Source organism: Neobacillus sp. BF23-41, from assembly GCF_041106275.1.
The window spans coordinates 138,923-160,317 of record NZ_JBGBPR010000008.1; the positions used below are offsets into that span (position 1 = coordinate 138,923).

Sequence of the window (21,395 nt, forward strand, 5' to 3'; positions counted from 1 at the left end):
TAGTGTGATTTCAACACATCCATTTGTTTCAGGAAAATACCTGATTGGCGGGCAGTGGCTTCAAGCGGAAAGAACAGCCAATGTCACCAATCCAGCACATACGAGTGAAGTGGTCGGTGAAGTTGCCTTATGTTCAAAAGCGGATGTAGATCAAGCGGTGGGAACGGCTGCTAAAGTCTATGAAAGCTGGTCGCAAAGTGACATAGAGGATCGGGCAAACCGGATGAAGCTCGCAGCTGATGAGATTAAGGAAATCGTGGAAGAGAATGTCAGTTTGTTAGTTCGCGAGAATGGCAAGGTCCTAGTTGAAGCGAAAAAGGATTTGCTTCGAGTAGTCGATATAATGAAACAAGGGGCAGAAGAATTACTAGAATGGTGGAAACCTGAAAGTTTGCCTGGAGGTCAAAAGGTGCAAATCCGCAAGCGTCCGCGCGGGGTTGCAGCTATCATTTCTCCCTGGAATTCACCGCTGATTCTTACCTTTAAACGAGTCATTCCCGCTGTGTTGACAGGAAATACGGTGGTCGTTAAGCCTGCAACCAGCTGTCCATTAACGATCATGACGTTCTTGAAAGTGGTAGCTTCCTATTTTCCAGATGGGGTTATCAATGTTGTCACCGGTTCTGGCGGTGTGATTGGTGATGCCCTTTGTTCTGATTCGCGCGTCCGTACGATTGCGTTCGTCGGCAGTACGGAAACAGGCAAAGAAATTATGCGTGCTGCTGCTGGGACAGTAAAGAAACTGTATATGGAGCTGGGCGGGAATGATGCAGCAATTCTTCTTGCTGATGCTAAGTTGGATGACGAAGCAATCAAACGTCTCCGTTTTGGGGTTCTTCGCGCGGCAGGGCAAGTGTGCTCCGCCATCAAAAGGATCTATGTTCACGAATCCAGATATGAGGAAGTCATTGAAAAATTAACGAAGGAATTTAGCCGTATTCGGGTTGGGAATGGGATTCAACCGGATGTTGAAATGGGTCCATTAAATAACAAATCCCAATATGACTATGTAAATGGCCTGATCAATCGAGCAAGTGAATCAGGAGCAAATGTCATTACTGGAGGAATTCAGTTAGATCCGGAATCGTGGGAACAAGGTTATTTTATTATGCCGACGATCATTACTGGTGTGGATCAACAGAGTGAAATCGTTCGTGCCGAACAATTTGGCCCGGTTATTCCGATCTTACCGTTTTCAGATGTAGATGAAGTAGTGCGGCTCGCTAATGACAGTGAATTCGGGTTAAGAGCGTCTGTTTGGACGGAGGATGAATTGCTCGCCGTGAAATTAGCTGATCGATTAGAAGCAGGCGCCGTCTTTTATAATAATCATACCGTTTTCCAGGATCTCCATCTTGATTTTCCTGGCCTAAAAGAAAGCGGCTTGTCCCGTGAAACGAGACATTGCGGACTCGAATATTTTGCTGATTCATACGGTTTGGCCAACTAAGAAGGAGGGCATCAGATGAGAATAGGATTAATTGGCGGAGGAAATATTGGAAAGTTCCTCCTTCAAAGCATCAATATTGAGGGTCTTCTTACAGGTGGTAAAATTGTAGGTATTTATACACGGAATCAGCAAGCAGCCGGGGAGCTTGCTACTGAGTTTGCAGTAGAAAACTATTCGGATATTCAATCACTTATCCAGTCTAATATTGACCTTGTTGTTGAAGCAGCGACCATTCAAGTAGTTAAAGATTATGCAATGGCGATCTTAGCAAGCGGCAAAGATTTAGTGTTAAGCAGTATTGGCGCCTTAGCCGATGTGGATTTTTTTCGAAATCTAGAAAGAATATGTCAAGAAAGCAGTACAAAAATTTATTTACCATCAGGTGCCATTGGTGGATTAGATGTTCTAAAAGCGGCGAAATCGATCGGCGAACTAGAATCTGTTTCGATTACAACTAGGAAACCGCCACAAGCATTGCCTGGTGCTCCTGCCGATCAAGAAAAAGTGATGTTCGAGGGCTCTGCGGCTGAAGCGATTGAATTGTTCCCGAAAAATATTAATGTATCGATCATCTTGTCTTTGGCGGGCCTCGGACCAGAGCAAACAGGTGTGAAAATTATTTCCGATCCAGCGGTGAGGAAAAATAGTCATTCGATTGAGGCAACAGGGTCTTTCGGAACATTATTACTAAAAGTGGAAAATGATCCGATGCCTAATAATCCCAAAACAAGTTATTTGGCTGCATTAAGTGTGCTGTCCGCATTGAAAAATAAAGATGCGGTCATTAAAATGGGATAAGTGTTAAAAATATTATATGGAAGAAAACAGGGGAAACCCGTAGATTTTTGATCTCATTCTCCTGGAAAAAGTATAAGAAAATAGTGTTAGGGGGAATAGTTGATGGTTAAAACAAACATAAATCTAGAAGACATGTCGCAAAAAGATGTTGTTGAATACTTAAGTGAATCCGTTCAGCCAGAAATTGGCGCGATTCCTGCCTCTCTATTAGGAGATCCAAAAATCTATGATCTTGAACATAAAAAGGTGTTTTTAAAAACATGGATATTTGTTGGTCATGAATCAGAAATTCCCAATAAAAATGATTTCATTACAAGAGATGTTGCTGGTTATTCTGTCATTATTACACGAGGCGCTGATGGTGAAATTCGCTGTCTCTATAATATGTGCACCCACCGCGGCATGAAGCTTTGCCGGGCGGATGCAGGAAATAAATCTTTATTTACTTGCCCGTATCATGGGTTTAATTTTAAAAACAATGGGGATTGTGTTGGGGTACCGCTGCAAAAAGATATTTATGGTGAGGGATTGGATAAATCTGGTTTAGGGCTTCATCAAGTTAGAATCGAAACCTACAAGGGTCTTATGTTCGGGACTTGGAATGACGAGGCTGAACCATTAGAAGATTTCTTAGGCGATTTTAAATGGTATCTCGATATTTTGGCAGGCCGGGCGGAAATGGAAGTATTGGGGCCGCCGCAACGATTTATTATTCATTCGAACTGGAAAATTGGCGCGGATAACTTTGTAGGTGATTCGTATCATACCATGGTTACGCATGGCTCGATTGTCAAATTGGGAATGGTCCCAAGTGCTACCTATTCCAAAAAGGGTTATCAAATTCATACTGACAAGGGGCATGGCTTAAATCTAGGCACGCCTAATCCTGATTTTGCCTTTCCAGAGGAACTTAAAGAAGAATATAAGTCTAATTTAACAGCAGAGCAGTATGACGTTTTGTCTAATCTAAAAAATATGATTGGCAATATTTTTCCCAATCTATCTTTCTTAATTTCTCATACGAAGGTAAAAGGCCAGTTGATTTCGAATACTTCGGTTCGTCTATGGCGGCCGGTTGGTGTCGATAAAATGGAAGTGATCACTTGGTTTTTAGTGGAGAAAAATGCTTCAGCCGATTGGAAAAGACGATCTCGTGAGTCGTTTGTTTTAACCTTCAGCCCGTCAGGAATCTTTGAACAAGATGACACAGAGGTATTTACCGATATTACTGCTGCAGCCTCCGGGACGATGCCATTAGTGAAGCAGCTGACCTTTAATTATACGATGGGCTTACATCGAAAGCCTGTGAAAGATTTTATTGGACCGGGTGTCGTTTTTGATGATAAATTCACCGAGGCCAATCAAAGGAACTTTTATCATTACTGGCTCGATCTCATGACTTCTTAAGGTTTTATTTTTTGAAGAGAGAAAGCGCCTACAAAAAAAGATTGGAGGAGTCATGATGAGTTTAGAGAAGATGCTTGCAACCTTTGAAATGGAGCAATGGTTATACCGGGAAGCGAAGTTTCTCGATGATATTGATTTTGATGGCTGGTTTAGTTTGCTGCACCCAGACATTTCTTATCAAATGCCGGTAAGGGTTAATAAGGAAGGGATTGAACGTCCCGATTATTCCTTCGATATGTTTGCTTTTGATGATGACATTGAATTATTGAAAATTAGAGTGGACCGTTTAAAAACAGATTATGCCTGGGCGGAAATCCCGCCGTCTCGTACACGAAGGTCAGTCAATAATGTTCGCCTTCTTGAGTATGTTCCCAATGAAACAGCGGTTGTTAACAGCTATTTGACGATTTATCGCAGCCGAAGTACCGATATTCATCACGATTTAATTTCAGGTGAACGTCAGGATGAATTCACGTATGTTGACGGGGAATGGAAGCTTTCTAAGCGCGTATTCATTGTAGATCAAACGACTTTAAATACTAGAAATCTGGCTATATTTGTATAGAAGCTAAAGTAGAAAGGAGCACCTTGATGGCTCAGCTTAGTGGGAAATCAACTTATTTGACCGGAGGTGCCTCCGGAATTGGAAGGGCTGTCACCGAGGCATTTGTAAAAGAGGGCGCCGTTGTGACCATCCTTGATCGGTCTGCAGCAGGCTTACATGAGCTCAAACAGCAATATGGTGAACAGGTTCAATGCATTGAAGGCGACGTTACGATCTATGATGATCATGTACGAGCAGTGCAAACGGCTGTAGAAACTTTTGGAAAGTTAGATGTCTTTGTGGCCAATGCAGGTGTATTCGATGGTTTTGCCAAATTTGAAACCGTTACACCGGAAGCCATGTCAGATGCCTATGACCTCCTGTTCAATATTAATGTAAAAGGATATTTTAATGGGGCAAAAGCGGTCACTGCGGAACTTAAAAAAACAGCAGGGAATATGATTTTCACTGTCTCAGGTGCTGGGTTTTATCCGGATGGCGGCGGGGTTTGGTATACGGCGAGTAAGCATGCTCAAATTGGACTAATGCGCCAACTGGCGTTTGAATTAGCACCGGAAATCCGGGTGAATGCGGTGGCACCTGGAGGAACGGTAACGGCATTACATGTCATTCCGCCTCTACAGCCCTTTGTAAAAATGGTCGATAATGAGACGAAAGAGAAAAGCATAAAAAAACGGAACCCGCTACAAATTGCGATGAAATCTGAAGATCATGTTGGGGCCTATCTACTTCTTGCTTCGGAACAGGCACGTGCTATTACGGGTGAAGTGATTTCAAGCGATGGAGGATTAGCTGTTCGCGGGCTAGGTTGATTTGTATCCGAATTACTAATTGAGGTGAATTTAATTGACCGAATCATTGACGGAAAAAAAGCCGTTAGCTGGAAATAACGTCATTAATCAAATTGCATTCGTTGTTCGTGATATTGAGCAGGCATCGGAAGCATATGCGAAACTTCTTGGGATACCAAAACCAAATTGGTTCTTAACAGGCAATCGTGAAGTTTCTAAAGTGGTCTTTCGCGGTCAGCCAAGTGCTTCTCGGAGTAAACTAGTATTTATGAACACGCCGACTGTTCAAATCGAATTGATTGAACCCAACCAAGAACCTGGGACGATGCGTGAATTTTTGGATACTGTTGGGGAAGGAATTCATCATATCGCCTTTGATGTCGATGCTATTCAAGAGAAACTTCCTATTTTTGAGGAGAACGGTTTCCCATTGCTTCAGAGCGGGGAATTTACGTCTAGTGATGGAAGATATGTTTATGTGGATACGTTAAAAAGTCATAAGACACTATTGGAACTCCTAGAAAGTGCTGTTCCGAGAGATACGGCCCCTACCACAGCTATCTTTACCCCTTTATTAGGAACCAATAAAGTCGAGCAGTTGGCAATTGTCGTAAAAGATTTGGATGCCGCTGCCGAGGCGTATTGCAAGTTACTGGGCGTGGAAAAACCTCCAGTGATTCAATCAGGTCCGAGTGAGCTAACTCAGGTTATTTTTGAAGGAAAGCCAACTGAAGCTGACTCGAAATATATGTTTATTAATACCCCTTTACTTCAACTTGAATTAATTGAGCCGGGTGATTCACCAAGCACTTGGAAAAAGCACCTCGAAACACAAGGAGAAGGTGTTCATCATATTTCCTTTGTGGTTAATGATATCGAGGAAAAAGTGAAATTGCTGGAGGACCTGGGCTATCCCGTCATCCAAAGAGGTAATTTCTGGAACGGTAAAGGCCGATACGCTTACATGGATACTTCATCTACATACAAAGTAATCATCGAATTACTTGAAAGATTTTGATAAGACAAAATGGTGAGCCCTTGGACTCTCCGTTTTGTCTTATTTATTTGCCCTGTATTTCATTGTGAAAAATTGTACAATAGGAGTTGGGAAAATACTTGGGTTTCGAAAAACATTAAATTTAGGGGTCATAAAATGGATAGAAAAGAACGGACATTAATTAATTATTACTATGAAAAATTATTGGATAATCGCTTGGATGAGAAGGATGTATACGCCTTTTTAATCCTTATTAGCAATAACAGCAATGGCAATAGCTGTCTTCAGGAGCTGGCGGGCTTTGTTGTGAGCCGAGGTACGAAGCCTGGGGTTGTCACGGAGTATCTTTGCGAGACAAGAAATAAGTTTGCTAATCTCGCAAAAATGAACACGACTCTTAAGATAGAAGAGGTATTTTCATTCAAGGAAATAAAAAATGGCATCAATCAAGTGCTGGTTGATTGCCAATTAAAGGGCTTATCCAATGAACAAGTTAACGATATTATTGTGTGTGTTATCTCGATACTACAGCATGTGAAAATCACTGAAAACGGAAGAGAGATCGGTAGGCTGTTTTTTGCCATCGCTAGTAAACAGGTCATGTTAATGGCTGAAGTGGAGATTGTGCAGAATGGTGGAGGTAAGAAAACAAATGTAGTTTTCCCAGTTCTCACCGCGAAAAACAATTATGCAACGATCAAGAAACAAGATAAATATGATGCCCCATACTTTTTTGAAGAAAAAGTCATTGAAATTACCAATCAGGACGGAAAGTTAGAGATTAACTTTGTAGGGGCAATGGGGTCTGCCCCCCAGTCGACTAAAGGTTAAAACGGTAAATGATCATGTAAAATAAGGAAGTAATGAATGGGTAAGAATATAAAAGTGAAAGGGGAATGAGTATGGAATTAACAATTAACTGGAAAGAGAAAATGGCGTTTGCGGGGGTTACTCCTTCTGGACATGAATTTACGATGGATGCCGCTCCAGAAGTCGGAGGAGAGAATTCGGGCCCAAGACCGACGGAACTGCTGCTACAGGCGGTGGCAGGTTGTACAGGGATTGATATTATTTCGATCCTGAATAAAATGCGCTTAGAGCCATCCGCTTTTCATATGGATGTTAAAGGCGAACGTGCCGAAGATCATCCTAAGCGCTTTACAACGATTAACATTCATTATGCATTAGAAGGAGAATTGCCTGAAGATAAGGTAATCCGGGCGATTCAATTGTCGAAGGACAAATACTGTTCCGTTTCCCATTCCTTGAACTCAGAAATAACCGTCAGCTACTCTATTAATGGGGTAAAGGGTGAAAAAACAATATAACATTGAAAGAAGTAACAACCAACTGGTGTTACTTCTTACTTTATATGCTTTGTAGAAAAATCTATTAAGTTTTGGGGTAATGTAGGGAGGTTCTACGTGCCCGAAGCCAAGGAATATCAGATGGTGCAGTAATGTAGAAAGGTTCTACGTGACCCAAACCAAGGAATAACAGAGAGTGGGGTCACGTAGAGAGGTTCTACGTTACCGAAACCCAGGAAAATCAAAGAGTACAGTAACGTAGAGAGGTTCTACGTGCCCGAAACCCAGGAAAATCAAAGAGTACAGTAACGTAGAAAGATTCTACGTGCCCGAAGCCAAGGAAAATCAATGAGTACAGTAACGTAGAAAGGTCCTACGTGACAGTAGCCAAGGAATATCAGAGATTACGGTCACGTAACACAAATGGCCTTTCGCCGACTAAATCGTCCTCTTATTACCATCCATAACCTACATCAATTATTCTCCGTCATTAACATATATCGTAATATCGCGGCGAGACCCGCACCATGCTTGAATTCGCCGTTAATAATTAAGGTCATTACTTCTTCCATGGTTAGCTTATGTAACTCAATTTGTTCACTGTTTTCCAATCGTTGCTCTGTAGCGATGAGGCCTGTTGCTGCAAATAAATAGATTTCCTCGCTTGTTGAACCAGGAGAAGGATAAAAGCTTCCTAAATCCAGCCAATATTCCGCTTTATTTCCTGTTTCCTCCTCAAGTTCTCTTTTCGCGGTTTCTAGTGGAGCATCACTTTCTTTATCAATCATCCCGGCAGGCAGTTCCCATTGCCAACTCTTTATCGCATGTCGATATTGTTTTATACAGATAATCTCTTTATCCGCCGTGATTGGCAGGATACATACGCCCTTTGCAAAATCTAAATAGGAGAAGTTCTTTTCCTCTCCATTTGGGACAATGACCTTTTCTATAATCACCCCAAAGCGATCTACCTGTTCTTTAATGGAACTACTAATCTTCCAAACCATCCGCATTCACCTCTACATTTCATTATCTTTAAACTATTTTACATGGATTGTGGCTGATTGACTAATTATACCTGACGGGGATATTTATCCCATAAATTGCAAACGATAAACGAAGACGTACATCTTTAAAGGAGAAGAACTTACTATTGAATCAAATACCTCCGTTTCGAAGACAAAGGTCGTATTTATCCCAATTTTCAACAGGACAGCTGCATTTAAAAAACCCATGGATTTCAGCCTTTTTTTCCTTTTCCTATCCAGGGTTTGGGCATATCATGCAGCATCGTTACGCGGCTGGGTATATTCTCATTCTCTGGGAGACATTTATTAATGATCGGGCAAAAGTAAACCTCGGAATTTTTTATACCTTATTGGGTGAATTTGAAAAAGCAAAAGACGTATTGGATAATCGGTGGCTGATTCTCTATCTGGCTATTTATATGTTTGGAATTTGGGATAGTTATCGGACAACCGTTGATTTAAACAAGCAGTATATATTGGCTGACCGAGAGGACGCTCAGGTCTTGATCATGCAAATGGGAACATTTGATGTCAATTACTTGGATAAACGAAAACCGTCAATAGCTCTCATCTGGTCAGCCTTATTTCCTGGTTTAGGTCATCTGTATCTCCATCATGTGATTACAGGATTCTTTATATTTGTTTATGCGGTAGCCATATGTTATTTGGGACATATTCCTAAAGCGATTAACTACTCAATGGTGGGAGAGTTTACAAAGGCTATAAATGAACTAAATATGCAATGGACCCTTTATTTCCCCTCTATTTATTTTTTCATCATTTACGATTCTTATGTTTTAACGATTGAACACAACAAACTGTTTGAAAAAGAAATGTCCAAATATTTGCGAAAAAAATATCAAAGTAAAGATTTCCTTTACCCTTTGTAGAAAGTGAGTGTTTGTCCATTGTTTGTCATTGTCACTTTCGAGAATAGCATTTTTATTGAGTTAGCTATCACAGCCTTGGAACAAAACGGAATTTCAAATGATAAGATATTAGCGGCCCCGCTCGATAAAAGATCTGAACCGCGAAAATTATTTGATACGATTCATCGGGCTGACGGGATGAGTCTTTTTGATGCTGCCGCCATGTTAGGAACCTGTTTCATGCTACTTGGGGCCATTTACGGCTATGTATTAAAATGGGGTCCGATTATATGGGGAATTATTGGGGCAGTGAGCGGTTTACTACTAGGATTTTTGATTAAATTGTTACTTGTGAAAAAAAGTAAAGGTGGAGCAAAAAACATTAGATCAGAAATAGTCCTCATGATTCGTTGTGAAGAACAGCAGTGGGAAACCATAGAAAAGATCATCTGGGAAAATAACGCACTCGGGATGACAACGATAAAGGGGGCATAATACCGGGTGCCTGACCCCCGCTCTGTTATAAGTTTAAAGCGTTAAAGTGAGTAAAGAAGACGAGAGGAAAAATCTCGTCTTTTGTTGGTGTCAGGCACCAAGTGTTTCGTTCACTTGCGCCCCGAGCTTTTGGATTTGCACGATAATGGTTGTGATTTCTTGTACGGGTTGAAGTAGTTTGATGTTATCGAGGGTTGATGGGTTAAGTTTGCCGTCTTTGAGATCCTTTAAGTAGAGGTCAATTTGTTGAGTTAAGAGGTTATTTTGTTCAATAATTTCCTGATGGAATCCCTTTACCGTTTCCGGGACATCAAGAGTATTAAAGGATTGTATCTCATTTTTCATCTGTTGGAGTTGTGCCGTGAGTTCATTTGCTTCTGCTTGGTTATCTAAAACCTGTTTGATAAGTGGAGGAGTTTCAGCGGCAAAATTGTCTAGGGTTGCTGCGTAGCTTGTGGCCTCCTTTACATAATCAAGCGTGTCAGATGCCGTGTTTAAATAAGAACACCCACTCAGGAGCAGCAATAGACTGGCAGAAAAAACAGTCAACCACCTTTTCATCTAAAAACCTCCGTTTCACCATAAGTATTATTGAAGAAACAGTTTTTTTACGCTCTTCTTATTTATGTATTCAGATACAAAAATAATATTCATTCTAGTGCTTGTAGAACAAGGTGCTATTTCTGAAATTCATCATCCATTGACTTTATGTATCTTTGTGTCCAAAAAATGAACTTTTTTCCATGACAAAATGCAGTATTCAACATATTCCGAGTGTCACTATAAAAATAAATGTCATAAACATTATGAAGATAGTAAAAAGTGTCGATATTTGATGACGAAAACTATTTTATTGTATTCGCTTACAATTGGTACACTTAGTACAAGTTCAAAATAAGGAGTTTCTGATGATGACTAACGACGATCTATTTACTAAAATCGAACATCTAAGAAAAACAATGATTTCAGTGGGGCTATCCAAAGGTTTTACCTCAAGTGAAACGGTAAGACTAAGTGAAAGGCTTGATAAATTAATCAACTTACAAATGGGTTTACTAGAGAAAATATCTGCTTAATTACTTATTATATTTATCCAATATATTCATAATAATTAAGTTTGAAAGAAAAGGCACTTGATACCATGCAGTATATCATGATAACTCTCTCATAGAGAAAAAGCGTAAAAGTCCTTTGAGGAGGCCTTCTACGCTTTATTTTTAGGCTCAAAAGGTACCGACCTAGTGTCAGTTCCACCTCATTAAATCAGTTTCTTACTCAACATAGGGATACCCTCCATATGGATATCTGGTTGGATATGGTACAGGTGCCGGATAGGGTGCAGGGTATGGGGCAGGATAAGGTACTGGGTATGGATAACCTCCGCCAGATGACAATGCACCGACCGTTAGGCCGCCTAACAATCCTCCGACAAATGGAGCGCCATAGCCAGGGTAGCCACCGTGATACCCACCGTGATACCCACCGTGATACCCTCCATGGTAGCCTCCGTGATAGCCCCCATGGTGTCCATCATGATGCCCAAAATCGTGATAGCCCCCATGGTGTCCATCATGATGCCCAAAGTCGTGATAGCCCCCATGGTGTCCATCGTGATGCCCGCCGTCGTGCCCCCCATGGTGACCACCGAAATGTCCTCCCATCATACAAATACATCTCCTTTTTTGTCGATAACAAATCGTCCTTTTGGTTACCCTTGAAAATGGTTACCTTTTGTACTGTATGCATGATAACGTCCAATGAATGGGCGGATGAACACATTTATGAAATCCGCCACTTGATTTGACATGCATCTTCCTCCAGGTTTCTTGCTATAATGGCAGGTATAGAGAGTAAAAATAAGGAAGTGGCTCCTAAACTTATGAAAATTAAAGTCATAATTGCGGATGATAACTCATTTATTCGAGAAGGTCTAAAAATCATTCTATCTACCTACGGGGAATTTGAAGTGCTGGACACCGTCAGTGATGGAAAAGAGGCAGTCGATTACTGTCAAAAGCATGAAGTCGACATTGCCCTGCTCGATGTTCGCATGCCTAATATGAATGGGGTGGAAGCCACGAAGGTGATTACCGAAACAACGAACACCAAGCCAATCATATTAACGACATTTGATGATGATGAATACATCCTCGATGCCATTAAAAATGGGGCCAAGGGCTATCTATTAAAAAACAATGACCCCGAACAAATCCGTGATGCGTTGAAGAGTGTGTTCCACGGAAACAGCATCATTCAGGATGTTATTTTAGAAAAAATAAAGTCGAATTTAAAAGCGGCAAACAAAGAAACAGAAACAAAAATCGATCTCACAGGATTTACCGAGCGGGAACGTGAAATCATGTCCTTGATTGCGAAGGGGTATTCCAATAAAGCGATCTCCAAGGAATTATTTATCTCTGAGGGGACGGTAGCCAATTACATCACGTCTATTTTAGGCAAGACCGAACTTGAACACCGCACACAAATCGCGATTTACTTTCTGACGGGGAAAGTAGACTAAAATGGAGTTTTGGATCATTTTTACGAAGCTGCTTTTGTTAGTGTATATTGCTTACCTTGCAGTACAAACCAATATCAGCCATATCTCCTGGATTGTCCTCGCCTTTCTCGTGTATTTTTGTGCAAATATTACGCTTTATATAATAAAAAATAACACCATCAAAAGGATACTGCATATGGTGTCCATCGCTATTACAACAGGAGCCTATCTCTTCGTGCATCCCTTGTTTAGTTTGCTTCTGCCTTTATCGATTGTGGAATTGGCCGCTGGTTTTTTTGATAAAAAAATAACGCTAATGATTCTTTCCTTGCTTCCTATCTTGTATATGAATGAATCGTTGAAGCCCCTATACGGTTTAGTGGCGTGTCTTTCTTTTATGATATTTTCGCTCACGACTATCTATAGCGATAGACTGGTAAAAAATGAAGCGCAAATCGATACGATGCGAAAAAAACTCCAGAAGTTAACGAAAAATATCAATGAAAATACCGAATACATACGGCAGTCCGAATACACATTTAAATTAGAGGAACGCAACCGAATTTCACAGGAGATTCATGATAAAATTGGCCACTCGATGACCGGTGCGCTTTTTCAGATGGAAGCGTCCAAACGATTAATGGAGACCGATCCTCAAAAAGCAACCGAGCTCCTCCAAAATGCGATCAACATTTCGAAAGAGGGGATCGAAAACATCCGCCTGACCCTAAAAAATATGAAGCCCCCCACGGAACAAGTGGGGATTAACCGCTTGAAGCTACTAATCGATGATTTTAACGCCAAACAACAGATAAAAACCGTCCTCACCCATGAAGGCAATTTAGATATTATCGAGCCGATTCAATGGAAAATCATCCATGAAAATGTCACAGAGGCGCTGACGAACGCGATGAAATATTCACATGCAACACATGTTTCCGTCGATCTAAAGGTTTTAAACAAATTGGTCAGAGTTGAAGTGAAGGATAATGGTGCGGGAACAGCTATGATTAAAAAAGGCCTAGGTATCATCGGAATGGAGGAGCGGACGGCATCTGTCCATGGAAAAATGATTGTCGACAGCAGCGATGGTTTTTCCGTCACTACGCTCCTGCCGCTGGGGTGATGAGAATCTCATGCTCCCAATATGAATAATCTCATGTGAAAAGAATGAACGATTGCACTTATGCGCGTTCATTCTTTTTCTATATACTGGAAACAGACAAACGATTTAGGGGTGAGAGGATGAACGTTTTAGAAATTAACAACTTAACGAAAAAATTCGCTGACTTTATCGCAGTTGATAATATGAGTTTATCTGTTGCGGAGGGAGAAATATTTGGTTTTCTGGGCGCCAATGGAGCTGGAAAAAGTACGACGATCAACATGATTGCCGGCCTGCTGCGCAGCAATGATGGAACGATTAGCATACTCGGAAAAAATAGTGCTAAATACAGCCGATTTGCGAAAATGAATATTGGCATGGTGCCGCAGGATTTGGCTATCTATGAGGATATGACGGCCTATGAAAATGTAAAATTCTTTGCTGGACTTTACGGTCTGCGTGGTGCCGAATTAAATGAACGAGTCGATGAGGCCCTTGATTTCGTCGGCCTACAGGATAAACATAAAAGCTATCCAAAAAGTTTTTCAGGTGGGATGAAGCGCCGCCTAAATATTGCTTGTGCAATAGCCCACCGGCCAAAGCTCATCATTATGGATGAACCAACGGTCGGGATTGACCCACAGTCCCGGAACTATATCCTTACATCAGTAAAACGGCTGAATGAAATGGGCTGCACGATTATTTACACGAGCCACTATATGGAGGAAGTCGAAGAGATCTGTTCCCGGATTGCAATCATTGATCATGGAAAAATCATTGCTGAAGGAACGCAGGAGCAGCTGAAGTCGATCATTACCAATACAAAGGATGTCTGGATTGAGGTTAAATCAACGGAAAAGGTGAACCTAGAATCGATTAAAGAAATAAACGGGGTCGAAGCTGTTTCAGTCGATGAAAACTTGATTAAAATCAACTCAGATACGGGCGTCAATAACTTAAACAAAATCATCGAGCATTTTATGAGCAGCCAGATCGAAATCCGCTCCTTACAAGAAAAAGCACCGAACCTGGAAACAGTATTTTTAACATTAACGGGTAGAAATCTACGTGACCAATAAGGGGGGACTCACTTTGAACATACTCAATATCGCGTGGAAGGGTATTAAAACAGACTTCCGGGACACCCGAACCTTGTTTTTTATGTTAGCTTTCCCAATTGTGTTAATGCTCGTCCTTGGAACGGCACTATCGAACACGTTTACGACCAGTCTGCGCGTCGATGATATCGATGTCTTATATAAAGATACAACGAAGGGTGAGTACTTTCCTCACTTTATCACTGAGGCCGAAAAATCAGGGCTTCATTTTAAAAAAGCAACTGAACATAGCGATGGCGAAAAAGAAGTGAAGCAAGGTAACTATGATGGTTATATAGAAGTAACCGATAAAGGGATTCAGCTCTATGTCAATAATGGGACCAGTATTGAAGGAAATATTCTGCAAGGGATGCTCGCCTCCTTTGTCGATCAATACAATATTACTTCTGAAGTCATGAAGGTGGCTCCGGAAAAGCTGGAAAGTGCCTTCACGCGTGAAAAGCCGGCGGATTTCATTAAGGAAACTTCGCTGCTTCCCGATAAACAGCCGGGATCTATGGATTATTATGCAATTGTCATCACAACGATGATTGTTCTTTACGGTGCGATGTCGTCAAGCTCGTTAATCGTAAGCGAAAGAGTTCGCAAGACAGCGGACCGCCTGATTGCTTCTCCAGTACGAAAAAGTGAAATTTTCATCGGGAAAGTACTCGGGAGTCTCGTTAGTAATAGCATCTGTATCCTGCTCGTCATCCTGTTTAGCAAGCTTATTTTCAAAGCCAACTGGGGCGAACATCTTGGATTGGTATTCCTTGTTCTGCTGACAGAAGTCGTGTTTGCGGTCAGCATGGGGATTGGCGTCAGCTTCCTGTCAAAAACAAGTGCAGGTCCGAGAGTGATCATCATGCTGTTTGTGCAGTTATCGTCCTTTTTTGGCGGAGCTTATTTTAAAATTGACAACCCAGAAGGCATTTTCAAGCTGATTACTGAGCTTTCGCCGCTAACCTGGATGAATACAGCGCTGACAAAGATTATTTATGCGAATGACTTTGCGGCAGCTATTCCAGCGCTAACGATGAATCTTGGCGGGGCGCTCTTATTTTTACTCGTGGCGATCATATCTTTGCAAAGACGGGAGGGGCTATAATGAAGGATATCCTCTGGTTAATTCAGAACACGTTACGTGTGACGTTTCGAAAAAAGAAAAACATTATTATGTATCTATGTATGCCGTTAATCGGGATTTTTATCTCCTTGCTCGTCTATGGCGGCGATCAAAAAACAATCCTTCATGTTGGAATTGTTAATCAGGACCCTAGCGAGATTACTACGGATACAATCCAATTTTTAAAAAGATTAGAGAATGTGGAAATTTCCAAGATTACCACGGCCGATGTTCAAGATCAAATCTCGTCTGGCTATCTAGATAGTGTAATTACCTTTGAAAAAGGATATTCTGACAGTGTCTTGGCTGGGGAGCCTGACCATATCCAACTGACCTCGATCAAGGGTGCAGCAATTACCGCATACGTGAAATCTTATTTACATCAGTATATCGATAATATTGCGACGATCAGTTATGTTGCAGGCGGTAATCAACAGACTTTTGAGCAGATGTATCAGGATTACCAGCAAACAGATTATAAGCTGACCACAAATGCTTTAGAAGATTCTTCAAAAAACAAGTTTATGACCAACCAAACGATTGGCTTCCTGATTATGATCATGCTGATGTCGGCCTGCAATATGTCCGAGATCATCCTTTTAGAAAAAGAAAACCGCACCTATTTTCGGTTATTATCAACACCGATTAATGCCAGGAAGTATATCTTCTCCAATGTCATGGTCAACATGATTGTGATGACGATACAGGTGCTGATCACGTTAACGATTATGAAAAGTATCTTTGATATTGGCATCAATATGTCCTTTTGGTCAGCGGCGTTCGTCATGATGCTATTTTCATTGATTTCCGTAGGGATCTCATTAATGATTGTTTCTTTTTCAAACAGCCGCAGTGCCGCGGGCGCCTTGCAAAATTTAATTATCACTCCGACCGTCATGCTTTCCGGCTGCTTCTGGCCGGTGGAAGTGATGCCGAAATCGTTACAGAAAATTGCTAATTTCCTGCCGCAGCGCTGGACATTGGATACGTTAACGAAGCTTCAGGAAGGAAATGAATTTAGCGGGTTGTATTTAAATTTCATGATTCTATTTGCCTTTGCCGCTGCGTTTTTCTTGATTGCGGTGTATCGATTTAGTAGAAATAATTCTACACAGACTTTTGTGTAGTAGATATGTGGTTCAGACCTCCGCACAGCTAATGTATAAAGCGGAAAAGTGTAAACGTCGGATGAGGGCAAAGTTGCTCTTGTCTTTTTTTTGGCTGGTCGGAATGAGATGCAGGTAAAATAAAAATAGAATAGACTAGTATAGTTGAGTATAGTATAGTTAATCCAACTATTTTGATTGATTTTATGGGAATGGAAATCCATATTATGTTAGAATACTATTTTCAGATGATTGACAAGATTAAAATAGATTGGTAATATCTTAAATATCTTAATTTAATGATGAAACTTATCGAGAGCGACTGAGGGACTAGGCCCTATGACGTCCGGCAACCCCCATTACAGGGAAGGTGCCAATTCCTGCAGAATGACGATCATTCTGAAAGATAAGTCGAAATATCCACTTGTATTTCGATGTCCCTTTCAGTTGAGAGGGGCATTTTTTTATATCCAAAATATTGCATTTTAAAAAAGAGGTAATCGTATGATTGAGATTCAGAATCTTTCGAAAGTTTACAATACGAAAAATGGCACGGTAAAAGGTGTGGATGATGTTTCGTTAACCGTTCAAAGAGGCGGAATTTATGGAATTGTCGGCTATTCAGGTGCAGGAAAAAGTTCGCTCTTGCGCTGTATTAATCTGTTGGAGCGACCAACATCAGGGAGTATTACTGTTGATGGTATTGACCTTACTTCACTAAAGGGGGAGAATCTACGCTTATCACGATTAAAAATAGGGATGATTTTTCAACACTTTTATTTAATCAGTCAAAAAACGGTGTTTGAGAATATCGTGTTTTCCTTGAAAGCGGCCAACTATCCAAAGAGCCAAATCAAAGAACGGGTGGAAGAACTGCTTGCAACGGTCGGTCTTGGAGATAAAAGGGATGTTTATCCTTCCCAACTGAGCGGTGGACAAAAACAACGGGTAGGGATTGCACGAGCGCTGGCTAATAATCCGAAGGTACTATTATGTGATGAAGCAACATCAGCCCTGGATCCAACCACGACAAAATCGATCTTAAATTTATTGAAAAAAATTAACAAAGAACTCGATATTACGATAGTTTTAATCACGCATGAGATGAATGTTGTCAAGGAAATTTGTAATCGAATGGCGATTATGCAAGAAGGAAAGGTCATTGAAGAGGGAGCGGTATATGATATATTTGCCAACCCTCAGGCAGAACTGACCAAAGAATTTATCGACAGTGTTGTTTCCTTTGACGTTCCGGAGACCATTTTAAATAATTGTGAAGGACCGATTATCAAGGTCATGTTTAAGGGGAAAGTCGCTGGAGAGGGCGTTATTTCCGATATGCTCCAGCAATATAACGTAAAAGGGAACTTCCTGCATGGATCGATTGAATATATTCAAGAATTGCCACTTGGCATCTTTATCATGGAATTGAAGGGACAAAAGGAAGACGTGAAAGCAGCACTTCAGTATATCGAAGACCGGGCAGCGCAAGTGGAGGTGTTACGTAATGGGCTTTGATTTTCAGCATCTTTTGGAACTAATTCCTGATATAAATACAGCATTTTTACAAACGATTTATATGATCCTCATCTCATTGGTAATCGCGATAGTCATTGGCTTGCCAGTAGGGATTCTATTATACGTGACCGACAAAGGCTTGTTTTTGCAAAATCGCGTCATCCAACTTTGCATGGGCTTTGTTGTTAATTTAGTCCGCTCCATTCCTTTTATTATTTTATTGGTGGCGTTAATTCCCTTAACCAATTTTCTAGTAGGTACAACAATTGGACCAACTGCTGCGAGTGTTTCGCTTTCTGTAGCTTCGATTCCTTTTTTTGCCCGAATTGTCGAGAATGCATTAAGGGAGATTGATAAAGGGGTCATTGAAGCCGCGATAGCTGCCGGCGCTACGCCGTTAATGATTATTAAAGATGTCCTGCTCCTTGAAGCAAGGTCAGGAATTATCTCAGGTATTACCTTAACACTGATTAGTTTAATTGGATTTTCGGCGATGGCAGGGACCGTTGGCGGCGGTGGAATTGGTGATTTGGCCATTCGGTTTGGTTACTATCGATACGACAATACCATTATGATTGCCACTGTGATTATATTAATTGTTTTAGTTCAGTTTGTTCAGTTTCTTGGCGATTTTCTCGCCAAAGTTTTTGATAAAAGATAAAAAGAGAGAGGGAAATAGTCATGAAAAAATTGTTTTTATCATTTATTTTGCTAGTAGTCTTAGGAGCTTTAGCTGCTTGTGGCAGCTCAGGAAACAACGATAAGAAAAGCGCTGATTCAAAGAATATTAAATTGGGGGCTACAGCTGGTCCGTATAGTGATATGTTGAAGAAAGCGATTGTACCAGGATTAGAAGAAAAGGGCTACAAAGTAGAGATTGTTGAATTTAGTGATTATATTCAACCAGACAAAGCGCTAGATAATGGTGATATTCACGCAAACCTCTTCCAAAACTCGATTTACCTTTCAAGTTTTGCGAAGGAAAATAACATGGATTTATCCGCGTTGATTTCTGTCCCAACGGCACCTATGGGCCTTTATTCAAACACTTATAAATCGCTTGCTGAGGTGAAGGATGGGTCAACAGTTACCCTTCCAAATGATCCGACGAATGCCGCTCGGGCCTTGAATACGCTCCGTGATGAAGGTTTGATTAAAATTAATGAAAAGGCAGACCCGATTAAAGTGTCTGAGAAGGATATTACTGAAAATAAGAAGAACTTGAAGTTTCAGCCGATTGAAGCAGGTCAGCTGCCTCGTTCTGTCGATAGTGCTGACATAGCCGCTGTACCTGGAAACTTCGCCCTTGCTGCTAAAATGGACTTGCTTAAAGCGCTAGCGCTTGAGAATATGCTCGATCCTTATCGCAATGTTGTAGCGGTGAAAACAGAAAACAAAGATGCTCAATTTGCAAAAGATATAAAAGCTGTTGTCGAGTCTGAGGAATTTAAAAAAGTAATCGATGAACAATTTGAAGGATTTGGAAAACCGGATTGGATGAAAAAGTAAATCCAGAACAAGCCTCGAAGTCTCTATTCTTCGAGGTTTGTTTTGTGGACATTTCCGTACCAACTCGTTTATTCTCTCAAGTTTCTTCTATATATTGAAAAATGACGAAAGTTAACATACTCTCACGAAAACTAGGTTCTACATTCGACGCTTTCTATGAAGTTTCTACATAACATTACAAATTTATTACAATCTGTCCAGTTCCATTGTTATTATTCTCTAACAAACTTAAACTATATTTATATGAATTGGAATAATTTTCTCTAAGAAAAGGTGATTATAGTTTGAAACGGAAAACATTAATATATACGCTATCGGTTGCTCTTTTAACTTCGATCGTGCAAGCAGCCCCTGTTTTTGCAAGTCCACCTGTTACTCAAGGACAAATCAATCAGACAAAAGGACAAATCAACAAGACAGCAGGACAAATTGAAGAGCTAGAAACAAAGATACAACAACTAGACAATCGAATCATTATAGGAATGGAAAAAAGCAAACAACTAAACGATGATATTAAAGCACAACAAGGTCAAATGGAAGAAACAAAGACTGAAATTGAAAGAGCAAGAAAAGACTTAGAAACGAACAAAGACTACTATTCTACAAGACTAAGAACCATGCAGGCACAAGGGAAACAGTCCATTATCACTTACGCAGAATTTATCATTTCTTCAGAAGATTTTTCTCAGTTATTAACTCGATCTACTGCCGTTATGCAAATTCTTGAAAGTAATACAGATATAATGAAGGCTCTAGCTAAAAAAGAAGCAACCTTAAATGCTGCAGAGCAAAAGCTCGAAAATGAATTAACACAATTAAAAAAGAGTCAGGCTGAATTAGCTTCGGAACAAAAGAATGTTGAAGCTGATAAGGTAGAAATGAATCAGGTATTGGCAGATTCAAAAAGCGCCTTAAAGCAACAACAAACGGAACTAGTTAAACAACAAACTCAAAAAAATGCACAAGATAAAGCTCGCCTAGAAGCACAAGAGAAGGCACGTCAAGAAGCGCAAGAAAAGGCACAACAACAAGCACAGGAAGAAGCACGGCAACAAGCACAAGAAGAGGCACAGCAACAAGCACAGGAAGAAGCACGGCAACTAGCACAAGAAGAGGCACAGCAACAAACACAGCAACAAACACAGCAACAAACACAGCAACAAACACAGCAACAAACGCAGCAACACACACAGCAAGAAGCACCAAAAAGGCCAAGACAACAGGCACCACAGTCTTCGGTAAAGAGCCCATCAGCTTCCAGTTCGCCGACAATTCAAGCAACTAACTCTGACAAGGCAAATGCGTTAATAGCAGCCGCTAAACAATATTTGGGCGTTCCATACGTTTGGGGCGGGTCATCTCCAAGCGGGTTTGACTGCTCAGGGTTCACGCAATATGTGTACCGATATGTTGGGATAAGTCTTCCAAGGGTATCCCGTGACCAACAAGATGTTGGAACCAGAATTTCTCCATATGATGTACAGAAAGGTGATTTAGTATTTAGGGGTAACCCTGCCTATCATGTCGGCATATATATTGGAGGCGGGAAATATATACATGCCCCGCAAACGGGTGATGTTGTGAAAATTGCTACGTATAATCCGGCTAAATTTACAACTGCAGCAAGAGTATTGCATTAGATATAAGTTAATAGAAAAAACAGGCTTGGAGGAAAACTCCAAGCCTGTTTGGTATAGATCAACATGTTTCAGCATATAATTTTGCGT

The 21,395-nt window shown here is 40.8% G+C and carries 23 protein-coding genes and 1 riboswitch; of the genes, 20 read left to right on the forward strand and 3 right to left on the reverse strand.

Annotation, left to right across the window (positions count from 1 at the left end):
* Window positions 1-4: 4 nt before the first annotated feature.
* The 8 genes from AB7942_RS14395 (at window position 5) to AB7942_RS14430 (ending at window position 7,336) form a co-directional block, all read left to right on the forward strand.
* Window positions 5-1,450, forward strand: coding sequence for an aldehyde dehydrogenase family protein (locus tag AB7942_RS14395; protein ID WP_369447379.1), 1,446 nt, complete (start codon window positions 5-7; stop codon window positions 1,448-1,450).
* Window positions 1,451-1,465: 15 nt separating this feature from the next.
* Entirely contained in the window at window positions 1,466-2,248 is a 783-nt protein-coding gene (gene nadX / locus AB7942_RS14400) for an aspartate dehydrogenase (protein WP_369447380.1), read from the forward strand.
* 102 nt (window positions 2,249-2,350) lie between these two features.
* Window positions 2,351-3,655, forward strand: a complete 1,305-nt coding sequence (locus AB7942_RS14405) for an aromatic ring-hydroxylating oxygenase subunit alpha (RefSeq protein WP_369447381.1) — start codon at window positions 2,351-2,353, stop codon at window positions 3,653-3,655.
* Window positions 3,656-3,710: 55 nt separating this feature from the next.
* Entirely contained in the window at window positions 3,711-4,220 is a 510-nt protein-coding gene (locus AB7942_RS14410) for an aromatic-ring-hydroxylating dioxygenase subunit beta (protein ID WP_335437450.1), read from the forward strand.
* Between the two features lie 26 nt (window positions 4,221-4,246).
* On the forward strand, window positions 4,247-5,032 hold the full coding sequence (locus AB7942_RS14415; RefSeq protein ID WP_369447382.1) for an SDR family NAD(P)-dependent oxidoreductase: 786 nt from the start codon (window positions 4,247-4,249) through the stop codon (window positions 5,030-5,032).
* Window positions 5,033-5,066: 34 nt separating this feature from the next.
* Window positions 5,067-6,029 carry a VOC family protein gene (locus tag AB7942_RS14420; RefSeq protein WP_369447383.1) on the forward strand — a complete coding sequence of 321 codons (963 nt, stop codon included), beginning with the start codon at window positions 5,067-5,069 and terminating at the stop codon, window positions 6,027-6,029.
* 135 nt (window positions 6,030-6,164) lie between these two features.
* Window positions 6,165-6,839, forward strand: coding sequence for a hypothetical protein (locus AB7942_RS14425; protein WP_369447384.1), 675 nt, complete (start codon window positions 6,165-6,167; stop codon window positions 6,837-6,839).
* A 71-nt stretch (window positions 6,840-6,910) separates the two neighbouring features.
* On the forward strand, window positions 6,911-7,336 hold the full coding sequence (locus AB7942_RS14430) for an OsmC family protein (RefSeq protein ID WP_098932670.1): 426 nt from the start codon (window positions 6,911-6,913) through the stop codon (window positions 7,334-7,336).
* 452 nt (window positions 7,337-7,788) lie between these two features.
* Here AB7942_RS14430 and AB7942_RS14435 read toward each other — a convergent pair whose 3' ends face one another.
* Window positions 7,789-8,322 (reverse strand): NUDIX hydrolase, encoded by a 534-nt coding sequence (locus AB7942_RS14435; protein ID WP_088089732.1) that lies wholly within the window; start codon window positions 8,320-8,322, stop codon window positions 7,789-7,791.
* Between the two features lie 146 nt (window positions 8,323-8,468).
* Between AB7942_RS14435 and AB7942_RS14440 the strand changes: the two genes are divergently transcribed.
* A complete protein-coding gene (locus AB7942_RS14440; RefSeq protein ID WP_369447385.1) occupies window positions 8,469-9,233 on the forward strand; it encodes a hypothetical protein in 765 nt (254 codons plus the stop codon).
* An 18-nt stretch (window positions 9,234-9,251) separates the two neighbouring features.
* Window positions 9,252-9,707 (forward strand): hypothetical protein, encoded by a 456-nt coding sequence (locus AB7942_RS14445; protein WP_369447386.1) that lies wholly within the window; start codon window positions 9,252-9,254, stop codon window positions 9,705-9,707.
* A gap of 90 nt (window positions 9,708-9,797) precedes the next feature.
* Here the strand turns inward: AB7942_RS14445 and AB7942_RS14450 are convergent, their stop codons facing one another.
* A complete protein-coding gene (locus AB7942_RS14450; RefSeq protein WP_369447387.1) occupies window positions 9,798-10,268 on the reverse strand; it encodes a DUF6376 family protein in 471 nt (156 codons plus the stop codon).
* A 347-nt stretch (window positions 10,269-10,615) separates the two neighbouring features.
* Between AB7942_RS14450 and AB7942_RS14455 the strand changes: the two genes are divergently transcribed.
* Window positions 10,616-10,783: an aspartyl-phosphate phosphatase Spo0E family protein gene (locus AB7942_RS14455; RefSeq protein WP_088089728.1), complete on the forward strand. Its 168-nt coding sequence runs from the start codon at window positions 10,616-10,618 to the stop codon at window positions 10,781-10,783.
* A gap of 195 nt (window positions 10,784-10,978) precedes the next feature.
* On the opposite strand, the gene AB7942_RS14460 is transcribed toward AB7942_RS14455, so the two are convergent.
* The gene (locus tag AB7942_RS14460) at window positions 10,979-11,371 is read right to left on the reverse strand and encodes a hypothetical protein (RefSeq protein WP_369447388.1); all 393 of its coding nucleotides are present in this window, start codon (window positions 11,369-11,371) and stop codon (window positions 10,979-10,981) included.
* Window positions 11,372-11,586: 215 nt separating this feature from the next.
* On the opposite strand from AB7942_RS14460, the gene AB7942_RS14465 reads away from it, so the two are divergent.
* The 9 genes from AB7942_RS14465 (at window position 11,587) to AB7942_RS14505 (ending at window position 21,308) form a co-directional block, all read left to right on the forward strand.
* Window positions 11,587-12,228: a response regulator gene (locus AB7942_RS14465; RefSeq protein ID WP_098932725.1), complete on the forward strand. Its 642-nt coding sequence runs from the start codon at window positions 11,587-11,589 to the stop codon at window positions 12,226-12,228.
* Window position 12,229: 1 nt separating this feature from the next.
* Window positions 12,230-13,333 carry a sensor histidine kinase gene (locus AB7942_RS14470; protein ID WP_369447389.1) on the forward strand — a complete coding sequence of 368 codons (1,104 nt, stop codon included), beginning with the start codon at window positions 12,230-12,232 and terminating at the stop codon, window positions 13,331-13,333.
* A 119-nt stretch (window positions 13,334-13,452) separates the two neighbouring features.
* The gene (locus AB7942_RS14475) at window positions 13,453-14,391 is read left to right on the forward strand and encodes an ABC transporter ATP-binding protein (protein WP_369447390.1); all 939 of its coding nucleotides are present in this window, start codon (window positions 13,453-13,455) and stop codon (window positions 14,389-14,391) included.
* 13 nt (window positions 14,392-14,404) lie between these two features.
* Entirely contained in the window at window positions 14,405-15,517 is a 1,113-nt protein-coding gene (locus tag AB7942_RS14480; RefSeq protein ID WP_369447391.1) for an ABC transporter permease, read from the forward strand.
* Window positions 15,517-16,662: an ABC transporter permease gene (locus AB7942_RS14485; protein ID WP_369447392.1), complete on the forward strand. Its 1,146-nt coding sequence runs from the start codon at window positions 15,517-15,519 to the stop codon at window positions 16,660-16,662. The genes AB7942_RS14480 and AB7942_RS14485 overlap by 1 nt, the downstream gene beginning before the upstream one ends.
* A gap of 285 nt (window positions 16,663-16,947) precedes the next feature.
* Window positions 16,948-17,054: riboswitch (SAM riboswitch) on the forward strand.
* 91 nt (window positions 17,055-17,145) lie between these two features.
* Complete coding sequence (locus AB7942_RS14490) at window positions 17,146-18,159, forward strand: methionine ABC transporter ATP-binding protein (protein ID WP_369447393.1); 1,014 nt, start codon at window positions 17,146-17,148, stop codon at window positions 18,157-18,159.
* Window positions 18,149-18,820 carry a methionine ABC transporter permease gene (locus tag AB7942_RS14495; RefSeq protein ID WP_088089722.1) on the forward strand — a complete coding sequence of 224 codons (672 nt, stop codon included), beginning with the start codon at window positions 18,149-18,151 and terminating at the stop codon, window positions 18,818-18,820. The genes AB7942_RS14490 and AB7942_RS14495 overlap by 11 nt, the downstream gene beginning before the upstream one ends.
* Before the next feature lie 20 nt (window positions 18,821-18,840).
* Window positions 18,841-19,668, forward strand: a complete 828-nt coding sequence (locus AB7942_RS14500; RefSeq protein ID WP_369447394.1) for a MetQ/NlpA family ABC transporter substrate-binding protein — start codon at window positions 18,841-18,843, stop codon at window positions 19,666-19,668.
* A gap of 284 nt (window positions 19,669-19,952) precedes the next feature.
* Window positions 19,953-21,308 carry a C40 family peptidase gene (locus AB7942_RS14505; protein WP_369447395.1) on the forward strand — a complete coding sequence of 452 codons (1,356 nt, stop codon included), beginning with the start codon at window positions 19,953-19,955 and terminating at the stop codon, window positions 21,306-21,308.
* The last annotated feature ends 87 nt before the right edge of the window (window positions 21,309-21,395 follow it).

Excerpts from the sequence above, each read along its gene's own strand:
- nadX (WP_369447380.1), top strand. The coding sequence starts at position 1,466 with ATGAGAATAGGATTAATTGGCGGAGGAAATATTGGAAAGTTCCTCCTT.
- AB7942_RS14405 (WP_369447381.1), top strand. The coding sequence starts at position 2,351 with ATGGTTAAAACAAACATAAATCTAGAAGACATGTCGCAAAAAGATGTT.
- AB7942_RS14410 (WP_335437450.1), top strand. The coding sequence starts at position 3,711 with ATGAGTTTAGAGAAGATGCTTGCAACCTTTGAAATGGAGCAATGGTTA.
- AB7942_RS14415 (WP_369447382.1), top strand. The coding sequence starts at position 4,247 with ATGGCTCAGCTTAGTGGGAAATCAACTTATTTGACCGGAGGTGCCTCC.
- AB7942_RS14425 (WP_369447384.1), top strand. The coding sequence starts at position 6,165 with ATGGATAGAAAAGAACGGACATTAATTAATTATTACTATGAAAAATTA.
- AB7942_RS14430 (WP_098932670.1), top strand. The coding sequence starts at position 6,911 with ATGGAATTAACAATTAACTGGAAAGAGAAAATGGCGTTTGCGGGGGTT.
- AB7942_RS14435 (WP_088089732.1), bottom strand. The coding sequence starts at position 8,322 with ATGGTTTGGAAGATTAGTAGTTCCATTAAAGAACAGGTAGATCGCTTT.
- AB7942_RS14450 (WP_369447387.1), bottom strand. The coding sequence starts at position 10,268 with ATGAAAAGGTGGTTGACTGTTTTTTCTGCCAGTCTATTGCTGCTCCTG.
- AB7942_RS14455 (WP_088089728.1), top strand. The coding sequence starts at position 10,616 with ATGATGACTAACGACGATCTATTTACTAAAATCGAACATCTAAGAAAA.
- AB7942_RS14460 (WP_369447388.1), bottom strand. The coding sequence starts at position 11,371 with ATGATGGGAGGACATTTCGGTGGTCACCATGGGGGGCACGACGGCGGG.
- AB7942_RS14465 (WP_098932725.1), top strand. The coding sequence starts at position 11,587 with ATGAAAATTAAAGTCATAATTGCGGATGATAACTCATTTATTCGAGAA.
- AB7942_RS14470 (WP_369447389.1), top strand. The coding sequence starts at position 12,230 with ATGGAGTTTTGGATCATTTTTACGAAGCTGCTTTTGTTAGTGTATATT.
- AB7942_RS14475 (WP_369447390.1), top strand. The coding sequence starts at position 13,453 with ATGAACGTTTTAGAAATTAACAACTTAACGAAAAAATTCGCTGACTTT.
- AB7942_RS14485 (WP_369447392.1), top strand. The coding sequence starts at position 15,517 with ATGAAGGATATCCTCTGGTTAATTCAGAACACGTTACGTGTGACGTTT.
- AB7942_RS14490 (WP_369447393.1), top strand. The coding sequence starts at position 17,146 with ATGATTGAGATTCAGAATCTTTCGAAAGTTTACAATACGAAAAATGGC.
- AB7942_RS14495 (WP_088089722.1), top strand. The coding sequence starts at position 18,149 with ATGGGCTTTGATTTTCAGCATCTTTTGGAACTAATTCCTGATATAAAT.
- AB7942_RS14500 (WP_369447394.1), top strand. The coding sequence starts at position 18,841 with ATGAAAAAATTGTTTTTATCATTTATTTTGCTAGTAGTCTTAGGAGCT.